The sequence below is a fragment of the Anabaena sp. EIM26 genome (genome assembly GCF_057568715.1).
In genome coordinates, this window is record NZ_CM172472.1 from 2518378 (window position 1) to 2531820 (window position 13443).

The window sequence follows — 13443 nt, forward strand, 5'->3', positions numbered from 1 at the left end:
AAAAGTATAACGATTACACTATACTGGCTGAACTTACTTTGATATTCTCTTGCTTTTTAGAAATAGAATTTGTTTGTGTAAATTCATCAAATAATTTGAAAAATTCATCAAAAGCAGTATTTTCATCTTTAGAAAAAAATAAAATTATCTGATCCCACGTTTGATTATAAGCAACATTATATTTTTGTTGTATCCAAGTTTGAAAATTTGAAAATTCTTGTTCTTGAGAAGTTTGAGGTATTTCCATTTGACGACGTGCAAAACTGTAACCAGCGATAAAGGTGCGAAGGTTAGCGATGGTTGATTTTCCTAAATACATAGCTGGACGTTTTTGGATATTGCGGATTAAATCGTATAAATCTAACATAATATTCCTCTGGTTAAAATTCTGTTTCAGTAATTTGAAATTCTCCACCTAAATCTTGTATAACGCAATATAAGTTATTTATCCAGTTTACCCTAGAAATTCCTTCGGGATGAATGTTGTCAAAAATTAGTTCTTGTCCATCAATTTCTACTGCAATAGCATAATGTCTACCGTTAATGGAGATGTTTTGTTGTACCATTTCATGGTAGATATTACAAAAGGGGTCTTCTGTACTCCCTGTAAACAAATTAATTTCTCTACCAGGTATTTTCTGATTAATTAGGAATTGACGCAAAGCTATAGCACAAGGAACACATTCAAAAATATGAAATTGTTCGGCTATATCATGTAGTTGACGGACAATATCATTATTAGTCATGATGTAGGATATTTTTAGCCAGATTATAAAAAATATAGAAGACTATAATCAGGGTAAAAATACCATGAATTGAGGAAGCCAGGGAATAAATTTCATTATTTGTCTGATAGCGTAGCGTGGCGCAAGCCATATCAGGATATCCAGGATTAGAGGATTAACAGGATGTTTTTTATAAAATATAGGTTTTTGTAAATAATAGAAAATATATTTTTCTCTAAATCATAATTTATAATCATTAAATATTCACGGAAAATCTACAAATTCTAATCCTGTACATCCTTAAATTCTGGTAATCCTGATTCAGAAAACCACAACAAACAATCTACAAATTTATTGGGTTTCAGACCTATATTTAGAAAATTTGCATAGGTATTGTTATACAAACACGGAATTAAAGCAAATTTAAACTGATTCCGATCATACTTTCAACCCTATTGCTTTTATTTACATATTTACTATTTACCCCACCTCTGACAGTATACTACTAAACGAGTTATCTAATCAATCAAACACGCGCTTACTCATAAAAATATACCTTTGTTTTGGAATAATTTCATTAAAATCACTTAGGATTATTCTGTCATGGGTTGAAACAAAGTGCGTTAAGCTAACTCCCAGTAATTTTTTATTCTGTGATATTTTCCTGACATTGAGCCAGACGTATCAAGCAAGAGTATTACTGGACAACGATTTTCAGGGTTTTCCACGAATCCAGGTAAACCTACTGGTATTTAAATACTCCTGGTTAATCACATTGAGATGCAAAATGTATAAATTAGATTTTATTTGTTAATACATAGCTTAACAGTAGTATTATTACGTAATCAATAGCTATATCTATAAACAGGGTCTAGCATTGCTAAACCCTTACGAATGTAGAGAATTTCTCTAATCAATCTTTGCCCTAATACCCGCCATCCGCTAAACTCAGAAATGCTGCGTTATTCCTGATCATGTCCGACTCCCAAACCGTAAGTGCTGCTGTTGCGAAACTCTACGATACCTATCCATTCCCTCCAGAACCGATACTCGATGAACCACCCCCTGGTTATAATTGGCGTTGGAATTGGTTAGCTGCTTACAACTTCTGCACGGGAAGAAAACCACAAAAGCAAGATATCCGCATCTTAGATGCTGGTTGTGGTTCTGGTGTGGGGACGGAATATTTAGTACATCTCAACCCCCAAGCGCAGGTAGTGGGAATTGATTTAAGTGCGGGAACTTTAGAAGTTGCAAAAAAACGCTGTCAAAGTTCTGGTGCTGACCGTGTAGAGTTTCATCACCTGAGTTTGTATGATGTGGAACAGTTACCAGGAGAGTTTGATTTAATTAATAGTGTGGGTGTATTGCATCATCTACCAGATCCGATTCGTGGTATCCAAGCTTTAGCGAAAAAACTCGCACCCGGTGGTTTGATGCACATTTTTGTGTATGGGGAGTTGGGACGCTGGGAAATTCAACTCATGCAAAAAGCGATCGCACTCCTCCAAGGTAACAAAAAAGGCGACTACCGCGATGGGGTTCAAGTTGGAAGACAAATATTTGCCTCCTTACCAGAAAATAATAGAATTGTCAAACGCGAAAAAGAACGTTGGGCAATGGAAAATCAGCGGGATGAATGTTTTGCGGATATGTATGTACATCCCCAGGAAACTGATTACAACATTGATACACTATTTGAATTAATTGATGCTTCCGGATTAGAGTTTGTTGGTTTCTCTAATCCTGGATTTTGGCAATTAGAAAAGCTTCTAGAAAAAGCACCAGAGTTAATTGAACGAGCAGAAAAATTGAGCCAAAGAGAACGTTATCGCCTGATAGAATTACTAAACCCAGAAGTCACCCATTACGAATTTTTTCTCAGTCGTCCCCCCCTAAGCAAAATCGACTGGTCAGCAGATAACATACTACTAGCAGCTATCCCCGAACTTAACCCTTGCATAGATGGTTTTCCTAATCAATGTTTATTTAATTACGATTACCAAATTGTTAACTTGTCACCAGCCGAGTTTGAGTTTATGCAAAAATGTGATAGTCATGCCACAGTGGCTGACATTTTAGCCCAAATCGAGCTAGACTTAAACGGAGTCAGACATCTCATCAAACAACAACTACTCTTACTAACCCCCGCTTCATGAAAGAAATCAGTAATAAGTAATTCTGTTGCCAATGACCAATGCCAAGAAGTTAATTGTTTTTTCCTAAAGTATTGTTACCGGATCGTGATATGATTCAGCTGACTGAATGTGCAGTCATCATATTCCGCTTTACTGGTTTCAAGTCCTGTGAGCTTGTCAGAAGAATCAATTGCACCGACTCCGACAACCCAACAAGATGCTCAACCTGGTTTTGAAAACACAGAACCAGTAGACTCTTCCATGCAAGACTTCTATCAACTCTATCAAGAGTTGTTAGTAATCACACTTGTTCTGACAGGGGTTATTTTCATATCTGTATGGATTGCCTATTCACTAAACATCGCCCTGAATTATTTATTAGGAGCGTGTGCAGGTGTGCTTTACTTGAGGATGTTGGCAAAAGATGTTGAGCGTTTGGGCAGAGAGAAACAATCACTGAGTAAAACTCGGTTAGCTTTATTAGTAGGAATGATTCTACTAGCCTCGCGGTTGGATCAACTGCAAATACTGCCCATATTTTTGGGATTTCTCACCTACAAAGCCACGCTCATCATCTACGTAGTTAGGGTGGCGTTTATCTCTGACTCACCCTCTGGGTTGGCAGCAGATCCTGGGGAAAACCCCCCAAGACCGCGCTGAATTACCCTCTGGGTTGGCAGTAGCTCCTGGGGGAAACCCCAAGACTGCGCTGAATTACCAAAACTGCGGCAACCTTAACAAGGCTCCTCCTCTCCAGGTAATATTGGAGAAATGATTGAATTGGAAAGAAAATGCTGAATTTTCTGAATTTCTACTCTGTTCCACTTGCCGAATTGGAAGTGGGAAAACATCTGTACTGGCAAATAGGTAACTTAAAGCTACATGGACAGGTGTTTCTCACTTCATGGTTTGTTATTGGTGTGCTAGTACTGGTTTCCGTCTTGGCAAGCAGTAACATCAAAAGAATTCCCAGTGGGCTACAGAACCTGATGGAGTATGCCCTGGAATTCATTCGAGATTTGGCTAAAAACCAGATTGGCGAAAAAGAATATCGCCCTTGGGTGCCATTTGTCGGCACTTTGTTTTTGTTCATTTTTGTGTCAAATTGGTCAGGGGCGCTAGTTCCTTTTAAGCTAATTCACCTGCCAGAAGGTGAACTAACCGCACCAACAAGCGACATCAACACAACGGTTGCCTTAGCTTTGTTGACATCCTTAGCGTATTTTTATGCTGGGTTCAGCAAAAAGGGTTTAGGGTATTTCGGCAACTACGTGCAACCAGTTTCGTTTATGTTGCCATTCAAAATTATTGAAGATTTCACCAAACCCCTGTCCCTAAGCTTCCGTTTATTCGGTAACATTTTAGCTGATGAACTGGTGGTAGGAGTGCTAGTGCTGCTAGTACCCTTGTTCGTACCTTTACCAGTAATGGCCTTGGGACTATTTACCAGCGCCATTCAAGCACTAATTTTTGCCACCTTAGCTGCTGCTTACATCGGTGAAGCGATGGAAGATCATCATGGTGGTGAAGAGCATGAAGGACATCATTGAAGTCCTTCAGAAAATAGTCATATTCAGGTGGCAGTTGACAGAAAACTAGTGACAGTTGACAGAAAATAGTCAACAGTGAACAGTAATCGGTCAACAGTCAACCCGAAACTGACAAACGACAACTACAAGACCCATTCGACTCAGTAAAGAAAGGAAAAATATCATGGATCCATTAGTTTCTGCTGCTTCCGTTTTAGCTGCTGCTCTTGCTGTTGGTTTGGCTGCAATCGGCCCTGGTATTGGTCAAGGTAACGCAGCAGGACAAGCTGTTGAAGGTATTGCTCGTCAGCCAGAAGCTGAAGGCAAAATTCGCGGCACATTGCTGTTGAGCTTGGCATTCATGGAAGCGTTAACCATCTATGGTCTAGTAGTTGCTCTAGTACTACTGTTTGCTAACCCCTTCGCATAATCAGTCATGAGTGCTGAGTAACGAGTGCTGAGTAAGAACAAGTTAAGAGTTGGGAGTTTAACAAAGATAACTCAAAACTAGTAACTCAGGACTCAGTACTCAGTACTCAGGACTCAGCACTAAAATAGTAGATAGGAATAAGCAAACATGACACACTGGATCACCTTATTGGCTGTAGAAGAAGTTGCCAAAGAAGGGGGTTTGTTTGATCTAGATGCTACCCTGCCTTTGATGGCAATCCAGTTTCTAATCTTAGCCCTAATATTGAACGCAACTCTTTACAAGCCCTTGGGCAATGCCATTGATGGACGGAATGAATACATCCGTAGCAATCAATTAGAAGCCCAAGAACGTTTGTCGAAAACAGAAAAATTGGCACAGCAATATGAGCAGGATCTAGCAGGAGCTAGACGGCAAGCACAAACAATAGTTGCTGAAGCTCAAGCCGAAGCTCAAAAAATCGCTGGTCAGAAAATGGCCGCAGCGCAACAGGAAGCCCAGGCACAAAGAGAACAAGCCGCTGGAGAAATTGAGCAGCAAAAACAACAAGCTTTAGCTTCCTTGGAAACACAAGTTGATGCTCTCAGTCGCCAAATGCTAGAAAAGCTTTTAGGAGCCGATTTAGTTAACCAGCGCTAACTCACAAAATAGTTATTGGTCATTAGTCATTAGTCATTAGTCGTTAAGTAAGACAACTGACAACTGACAACTGACAAAAATTTTTGGCAGCGCAGTTGTGGATAGAAAATCATGGGGACTTTTTTACTGTTGATGGCCGAATCTGGTGCCGTCGGAGGTGAATTGGCAGAAGGAGGGTTTAGTCTAAACACAAATATTTTAGACACTAACCTGATTAACCTGGCCATTATTATTACTGTGCTGTTTGTCTTCGGGCGCAAAGTTGTAGGTAATATCCTCAAAACCCGTCGAGACAATATTGAAACAGCCATTAAGAGTGCAGAGCAAAGAGCTAAGGATGCAGCCGAAAAACTTAAAGAGGCGCAGCAAAACCTAGATCGAGCTACCGCAGAAGCTGAAAGAATTAAAAAATCAGCCCAAGAAAATGCCCAAGCTGCTAAAGAAGCTATCTTGGCACAAGCTGCTATAGATATTGACCGTATGCAGGAAGCAGGAGCAGCTGACTTGAGTGCAGAACTAGATAGAGCGATCGCTCAATTACGTCAAAAAGTAGTTGCTCAAGCACTGCAAAAAGTCGAAGCCCAACTAAAGAGCGGAATTGCTGACGATGCTCAACAAGTTTTAATTGAACGCAGCATCGCACAATTGGGAGGAAATCTATGAAAAGTAATGCCGCAACAGCCGAAATAGCCCAGCCTTACGCCCAGGCACTGTTGTCGCTAGCGCAATCCAAAAACTTAACAGAAGATTTTGGTACAGATGCGCGTACTTTCCTCGGCTTATTGGCAAGCAGCAAAGAGCTAGAGAGCTATTTGAGCAACCCCTTTACTCAGGCTGAAAACAAGAAGAATCTGCTCAAACAAGTACTTGGGGAAGGCGTTAGCCCTTACCTACGTAATTTTTTGTTGCTGTTAGTTGACAGACGACGTATTTCTTGCTTGGAAGCAATTTTGCAGCAGTATTTGGTACTGTTGCGCCAGCTAAATCAAACTGTATTAGCAGAAGTTACTTCTGCGGTAGCTTTGACAGAAGCTCAACAGCAAGCAATTACAGAAAAAGTAATCGCTATCACCAATGCTCGCCAGGTAGAACTGGAAACCAAGATAGACAACGAGTTGATTGGTGGTGTGATTATCAAAGTGGGTTCTCAGGTAATTGACGCTAGTTTGCGCGGTCAACTACGTCGCCTTTCCCTAAGCTTAAACAATGGGTAATGGGTAATGGGAAGGAAAATTTTAGATTTTAGATTTTAGATTGGAGTTGATTGAATACAATCCAAAATCCGAAATCCAAAATCCAAAATCGAATACCCAATCACCATTAACTTCTTCCGTCTCGAAAGAAAACTAAAAGCACAGACATAATGAGCATTTCCATTAGACCTGACGAAATCAGTAACATTATCCAACAACAAATCGAGCAATACGACCAAGAGGTTAAAGTTGCTAACGTTGGTACTGTTCTCCAAGTTGGTGACGGTATTGCCCGCATCTATGGCTTGGAAAAAGCTATGGCTGGGGAATTATTAGAATTTGAAGATGGCACAATTGGTATCGCCCAAAACTTAGAAGAAGATAACGTTGGTGCGGTATTAATGGGTGAAGGCCGGGAAATTCAAGAAGGTAGCTCTGTAACTGCTACTGGTAGAATTGCTCAAGTACCTGTAGGTGAAGCCTTAGTTGGTCGCGTTGTCGATGCTTTGGGTCGCCCCATTGATGGTAAAGGCGATTTAAAAACTACCGAAACCCGTTTGATTGAATCCCCAGCACCTGGGATTATTGCCCGTCGGTCTGTACACGAACCGATGCAAACTGGTATCACTGCGATTGACTCGATGATTCCCGTCGGCCGTGGTCAACGGGAATTGATCATTGGTGACCGTCAAACTGGTAAAACTGCGATCGCTATTGACACCATCATCAACCAAAAAGGTGAAGATGTAGTTTGCGTTTATGTTGCCATCGGTCAAAAAGCTTCCACCGTTGCTAACGTAGTTCAAACATTACAACAAAAAGGCGCAATGGACTACACCGTAGTTGTAGCCGCTAACGCCAGTGACCCAGCCACCTTACAATACCTTGCTCCCTACACCGGCGCGACAATTGCTGAGTACTTTATGTACAAAGGCAAAGCGACTTTAGTAATTTACGATGACCTTTCTAAGCAAGCCCAGGCTTATCGCCAAATGTCCTTGCTACTACGTCGTCCACCAGGACGGGAAGCATATCCCGGAGACGTATTCTACATCCACTCCCGTTTGTTAGAACGTGCCGCTAAATTGAGCGATGAATTGGGTAAAGGTAGCATGACCGCTTTACCAATTATCGAAACCCAAGCAGGTGACGTATCTGCATATATTCCTACCAATGTAATTTCTATCACAGACGGTCAGATTTTCTTGTCTTCTGACTTGTTCAACTCTGGTATCCGTCCCGCTGTAAACCCCGGTATTTCAGTATCCCGTGTAGGTTCTGCGGCACAAACCAAGGCAATGAAAAAAGTTGCCGGTAAGATTAAGTTGGAATTAGCGCAGTTTGATGACTTGCAAGCTTTCGCACAATTTGCTTCTGACTTAGATAAAGCCACCCAAGATCAATTAGCACGCGGTGTCCGCTTACGAGAACTCCTCAAGCAACCCCAAAACGACCCACTGTCAGTAGCTGAACAAGTAGCAATTCTGTATGCTGGTATTAACGGTTATTTGGATGACATTGATGCTAACAAAGTCACCGTTTTTGCTAAAGGTTTACGGGATTACTTGAAGACAGTGAACACTGCATATTTCCAAGCAGTACAAAGCAAGAAAGCCCTAGGTGACGAAGAAGAAACAGCCTTGAAGGCAGCGTTAACCGAGTTCAAGAAGACCTTCCAAGCAGCGTAACAATTTTGGATTTTGGATTTTGGATTTTGGATTAAATAGATTTGTCCAAAGATTTAGATATCAGCCGTTCATGATCAACGGCTTTGGTATTTATTTGCAGATGAGTCTAATCTAAAATCCGAAATTCCAAATCTAAAATCTAAAATCTAAAATCTAAAATCGGATTATGGCTAATCTCAAAGCAATACGCGATCGCATTCAGTCGGTCAAAAACACCAAAAAAATCACAGAAGCCATGCGGCTGGTGGCTGCGGCTAGAGTACGTCGCGCCCAAGAACAGGTAATTGCTACCCGTCCCTTTGCTGACCGCTTGGCACAAGTCTTATTTGGCTTACAAACCCGTCTACGGTTTGAAGATGTAGATCTACCACTACTGAAAAAACGCGAAGTTAAATCAGTAGGTTTGTTGGTTATTACTGGCGACCGTGGTTTGTGCGGTGGTTACAATAGTAATGTTATCCGCAGAGCAGAAAATCGCGCCAAGGAACTGAAGGCAGAAGGTGTAGACTACAGATTTGTAACTGTTGGACGCAAAGCCACTCAATACTTCCAACGTCGCAATCAGCCTATTGATGCTACCTACAGCGGTTTGGAACAAATTCCCACCGCAGCAGAAGCTACTAATATTGCTGACGAACTACTTTCTTTGTTTCTGTCAGAAAAAGTAGACCGAATTGAGCTAGTTTATACCAAATTTGTATCTTTGGTTAGCTCTCGTCCCGTCGTGCAAACCTTACTTCCTTTTGATACCCAAGGTTTAGAAGCAGCAGATGACGAAATCTTCCGCTTAACTAGCCGTGGTGGTCAATTCCAAGTAGAACGGGAGAAAGTGGTCAGCCAAGCCCGTGTTTTGCCTCGTGATATGATTTTCGAGCAAGACCCTGTACAAATTCTTGATTCTTTGTTGCCATTGTATCTGAGTAATCAGTTATTGCGATCGCTCCAAGAATCAGCAGCTAGTGAATTAGCAGCACGGATGACAGCTATGAGTAACGCCAGCGAAAACGCCGGTGAGTTGATCAAAAGCTTGTCATTGTCTTACAATAAAGCCCGTCAAGCCGCAATTACCCAAGAACTCCTAGAAGTTGTGGGTGGTGCAGAGGCACTAACTTAATTTGGTAATAGGTGATTGGTTATGGGTAATTGTTAAATGAACCATAGTCAATCATCAATTATTATCAGTTATTAATAATTATTAAATTTAAATTTATGCTCTATTTTTAACAACAAATTTAATAATTATGGAACAATTTATGAATGTAAATATTATTTAATTTTATCATAATTTACCTCAACTCAATTAACTTATAATAAACCAATTCTCAATTACCAGATCCTCAAAATAATGAAAATCTGCCACATTATTTGTTACTAAAATCAAGTCATTGCAGAAAGCAATACTTGCAATTTGTCCATCAATAAAAGCAGGCGTTTTACCAATTTTTGATAATCTAGCTATTTCCTGTGCGTGCCATTTTGCAGCATTGAGATCATAATCCAACACTGGCATTTTAGTAGGTATTTCCTCGATATAATCTTCTAAAAAACGTCTCCTTGCAGAGTCAGGAGGTAAACGTAAACAGCCAAATAATAATTCATGAATAACTACCGAAGCAGTAGCTACTTTACCTTGGTACTGATTCATTTTATCAACGACTAATTTATTTGGGATTTTTTTATTAATTTCCGAAATAATATTAGTGTCTAAAAGAAAACGAAAACTCACAGTTCTACCTCCCGTCCTGGACTGCGATCTCTAAGATTTGCAAAATCCTCATCTGTAAATTCTATACCTTCTCTTTCCATACGTTCCCGAAATCGCAAGGTCATTTCCCAGAAATTTTCACTATTAGGTTTAACATTTGATTTTTTTGCTGATAATTTATGTTTGAGAAATTGAATAAAATCTAAAACTTCTTGTTGTTTATCGGTTGGTAACTCTCGCAGGTTTTCTAAAACTGCTTGTTCAATAGTCATAGTTCCACCTCTACTACTTAGGCTATTATTCTATTATAAATGACATCAGCATTAATTTTTATTGTCTCCTCCATTGTTCAGATCAATTTCTAATGTTATCATTCCTAAAATATTAGGATCGAGGAAAATCAATTTATTCATATAAATTGGATAATTATCGGCATTGCATAGAGACAGGACTGACGCAAAACAGAACGGAAGCAGGGGTAATTCATGAATTAACCCTACCCAAGAATCAGGTTTTTAGTTCAATCTTGCTTAAGTTCTAAGAGATCAGTTATGTAGGTGATCACAATCCAGAGATATTTTATCGAGTAAGATAGGAAACAGCACCTACCTTCCTATCGTCGATGTATGGGCATTGATTTTCAAAGATACCTGGAATCTATTTATGAAAATGACACATATAGCGATTGGCAGGACTTTTATACACCTGTCGAAGCCTTAGACCATCAACAAATTACAGCCAATAAATCCCGAAGACATCTTAATTTAGGGTTGATGGTGGAAACGATACAACCACCACAACGGGAAAGGGAAACACCAGACAGAGTAAAAATTGAACGGTTGGATGTTTTAACAGGGTTGAGAAAATACGCAACTAACCATGTTTTGCTCGTTGGAAAACCAGGTTCCGGTAAATCTACAGCACTAGAAAAACTCTTATGGGAAGAAGCACAACAAGCCAAACCTCTATCCCAAACCGCTCATTCTCCCTATTCCCATGTCGGGAAGGGAATCGGTGGGTTAGGTCAGATTCCTATATTGGTAGAGTTACGCCAATATAAAACTTCTGTACTAAATTTAATTCAGCAATTTTTACAACGGCATAATTTACTTCTAGAAATAGCAGAAATTAACACGCTGCTATATGAAAAACAATTTTTACTTTTATTTGATGGAGTAAACGAATTACACAATGCAACAGCAAGACAAGATTTAAATACCTTTCGCCAGAATTACGCCAACACACCCATGATTTTCACCACACGAGATTTAGGAATGGGGGGTGATTTAGGGATTGAGAAAAAGCTAGAAATGCAACCTTTGACAGAAGGGCAAATGCAGCAGTTTGTCCGTGCCTATTTGGAAGATAAAGGTGATGCAATGTTGCAGCGTTTAGGTGAAAAGTTGCGAACTTTTGCACAAACTCCCCTGTTGCTGTGGATGCTATGTAGCGTTTTTGATGAAACTGACAACATACCCTCTAATCTGGGAGAAACATTTCAGAAATTTACTAAAATCTATGACAACAAAATCAAAGAAGATGTCCCTGTTAGTAAAGAGTCTCGTAGTAGATGGTCTTTGCTATTACAGCATTTAGCATTTGAGATGATAGATGGAAAAAACTCAACTGAGATTAGGCGAAATATTTCTAAAAATGACGCTGAAGACCTTTTGACTGAGTTTCTATCAGCCAAGAAATTTGATCAACCACGAGAATGTGCTTTTTCTTGGCTCAATGATTTACTTAATCATCATTTAATCCAAGTTGATAGTAATGACCAAATAGAATTTAGACATCAATTAATTCAGGAATATTACGCCGCAGAGTGTTTGTTGAGACAGCTTGATAACATTAGTCCTGAGAAGTTGAAGTATTATTATCTAAATTATTTTAAGTGGACAGAACCTTTATCGTTAATGTTGGCCTTGCCTGAAGTAAAAGAAAAAAAGGCAGTCGAAATAGTCAGTTTAGCCTTAGATGTTGATTTACATTTGGGTGCGAAGTTTGCAGGATCAGTTAAGCTCGATGTCCAGGAACAAACGGTTAATTTAGTCGCTCAATTAGAAATTCCTATCATCCTTAAAACACAACTTTTAGGAATAACACGATCTAATAGTGCATCTAGATATTTGACTTTAATTCCGAGATTAGAAAATAATTTATTTTCTATTCGTGGTACTGCTGCTGTTGCATTAAGTAAGATAGACAGCGATGCCGCACTTCCTGATCTCATAAAAATTGCGAAAACTAAATATGATACGTCAGTTTATAATTACATTGAGTACGAAGAAGATCCTAGTTCTGAGCTATACAATTTAAGAATTGAAGAAGAAGAACACAACTATATTCGTACAATTGCAATTGAGGCACTGGGTAATATTGGTACTCAAGCTGTTATTCCTGTTCTCATTGAGATTTTATCGAATAATAATAAAAACTTTTCTATTAAATACAGAGCAGAAAAAGCATTAAATAAGATTGGCAATAATGCAGCAATTTCTGCTGAGGCATTAAAAGAACCTTGTAGTGAAGCAGAAATTCTTCATCTGCTTAAAGCTTTAGAAAGCGAAGATATTGTAAGTATTATGTTAGCTTGCGATAGTTTAGGAAAACTTGGTAGTGAGGCAGCTATTTATCCTCTAATCAAACTATTAGAACATGAAGAATCTGAGGTTAGTTACTATGCTGCTAAAGCTTTGGGCGAAATAGGTAGCAAAGCAGCTATAGCTATTCCTGCTTTACTAACATTACTACAAGCTTGTGATGTAGACTTTGTACATATTTTTCCAGAGGTATTAGGCAAAATTGGTACTGAGGAAGCAGTTCCTGATTTATTGCGAGTCTTAGAAGATAAATCTTTATCATATATTCGTAAAATAGCTGCTCAGGCATTAGGAAAAATAGGCACTAAGACAGCAGTTCCCGCTTTAATTCAAATATTAAATGACGAACCCTGTATGCGTGATTCTGCTGCTGAGGCATTAGGTAATATTGGTAGTAAGGAAGCAATTCCTGCGTTACAAAAAGCTTTATCAGACGAAGGTAATTCTGTTGGTTGGGAGATTATTTTAGCATTAGGAAAACTTGGCAGTGATGCTAAAGTTTCTTCTCTGATTGAAGCATTGAGGAATGAGTGGGATGAAGAAATGCGGTGGATGGCTTCTGAGGCTTTAGAAAAAGTTGGTGGTGCTGCATTACCTCTTCTAAATGAGTCTTTATTATCCACTTGCGAAAGTTATATACTTCATGATGTACTGTATGTAATTTCCTCTATTCAAGAAAGTTGTAAGTATTATAGTTATGGCTCTTCATTACCTATTATGCCAAATTATTAGCAGTAGGCATAAAATACTATTAAAAAACATATTAAAAACTGACTAAAAGTCTTACAGGTAT

The 13443-nt window shown here is 39.2% G+C and carries 14 protein-coding genes; 10 read left to right on the forward strand and 4 right to left on the reverse strand.

Annotated features, from left to right (window positions below; all coding sequences use genetic code 11):
* Positions 1-13: 13 nt before the first annotated feature.
* Together AC012T_RS10890 and AC012T_RS10895 are read right to left on the reverse strand one after the other, a co-directional pair.
* Entirely contained in the window at positions 14-367 is a 354-nt protein-coding gene (locus AC012T_RS10890) for a hypothetical protein (RefSeq protein ID WP_487065607.1), read from the reverse strand.
* Positions 368-380: 13 nt separating this feature from the next.
* The gene (locus tag AC012T_RS10895) at positions 381-746 is read right to left on the reverse strand and encodes a papain fold toxin domain-containing protein (RefSeq protein WP_487065609.1); all 366 of its coding nucleotides are present in this window, start codon (positions 744-746) and stop codon (positions 381-383) included.
* Between the two features lie 953 nt (positions 747-1699).
* Between AC012T_RS10895 and AC012T_RS10900 the strand changes: the two genes are divergently transcribed.
* From AC012T_RS10900 to AC012T_RS10940, 9 genes are all read left to right on the forward strand, one after another.
* Positions 1700-2884: a class I SAM-dependent methyltransferase gene (locus tag AC012T_RS10900; RefSeq protein ID WP_487065611.1), complete on the forward strand. Its 1185-nt coding sequence runs from the start codon at positions 1700-1702 to the stop codon at positions 2882-2884.
* Positions 2885-3031: 147 nt separating this feature from the next.
* On the forward strand, positions 3032-3523 hold the full coding sequence (locus tag AC012T_RS10905) for an ATP synthase subunit I (RefSeq protein WP_323310825.1): 492 nt from the start codon (positions 3032-3034) through the stop codon (positions 3521-3523).
* 131 nt (positions 3524-3654) lie between these two features.
* A complete protein-coding gene (gene atpB, locus AC012T_RS10910; RefSeq protein ID WP_015213883.1) occupies positions 3655-4413 on the forward strand; it encodes a F0F1 ATP synthase subunit A in 759 nt (252 codons plus the stop codon).
* 163 nt (positions 4414-4576) lie between these two features.
* Entirely contained in the window at positions 4577-4822 is a 246-nt protein-coding gene (gene atpE, locus AC012T_RS10915) for an ATP synthase F0 subunit C (RefSeq protein ID WP_010994186.1), read from the forward strand.
* 147 nt (positions 4823-4969) lie between these two features.
* Complete coding sequence (locus tag AC012T_RS10920; protein WP_015213884.1) at positions 4970-5461, forward strand: F0F1 ATP synthase subunit B'; 492 nt, start codon at positions 4970-4972, stop codon at positions 5459-5461.
* A 111-nt stretch (positions 5462-5572) separates the two neighbouring features.
* Positions 5573-6124, forward strand: a complete 552-nt coding sequence (locus tag AC012T_RS10925; protein WP_487065615.1) for a F0F1 ATP synthase subunit B — start codon at positions 5573-5575, stop codon at positions 6122-6124.
* Complete coding sequence (gene atpH / locus AC012T_RS10930; protein ID WP_487065617.1) at positions 6121-6675, forward strand: ATP synthase F1 subunit delta; 555 nt, start codon at positions 6121-6123, stop codon at positions 6673-6675. The genes AC012T_RS10925 and atpH overlap by 4 nt, the downstream gene beginning before the upstream one ends.
* A 149-nt stretch (positions 6676-6824) precedes the next feature.
* Positions 6825-8342, forward strand: coding sequence for a F0F1 ATP synthase subunit alpha (gene atpA / locus AC012T_RS10935; RefSeq protein ID WP_487065619.1), 1518 nt, complete (start codon positions 6825-6827; stop codon positions 8340-8342).
* Between the two features lie 166 nt (positions 8343-8508).
* On the forward strand, positions 8509-9456 hold the full coding sequence (locus tag AC012T_RS10940) for a F0F1 ATP synthase subunit gamma (protein WP_487065621.1): 948 nt from the start codon (positions 8509-8511) through the stop codon (positions 9454-9456).
* Positions 9457-9642: 186 nt separating this feature from the next.
* Here the strand turns inward: AC012T_RS10940 and AC012T_RS10945 are convergent, their stop codons facing one another.
* Together AC012T_RS10945 and AC012T_RS10950 are read right to left on the reverse strand one after the other, a co-directional pair.
* Positions 9643-10068: a PIN domain-containing protein gene (locus tag AC012T_RS10945; protein ID WP_487065623.1), complete on the reverse strand. Its 426-nt coding sequence runs from the start codon at positions 10066-10068 to the stop codon at positions 9643-9645.
* Entirely contained in the window at positions 10065-10319 is a 255-nt protein-coding gene (locus AC012T_RS10950) for a DUF2281 domain-containing protein (protein WP_487065625.1), read from the reverse strand. Before AC012T_RS10950 ends, AC012T_RS10945 begins: the two co-directional genes overlap by 4 nt.
* Positions 10320-10673: 354 nt before the next feature.
* Here AC012T_RS10950 and AC012T_RS10955 point away from each other — a divergent pair, with 354 nt between their 5' ends.
* Complete coding sequence (locus AC012T_RS10955; protein WP_487065627.1) at positions 10674-13382, forward strand: HEAT repeat domain-containing protein; 2709 nt, start codon at positions 10674-10676, stop codon at positions 13380-13382.
* The last annotated feature ends 61 nt before the right edge of the window (positions 13383-13443 follow it).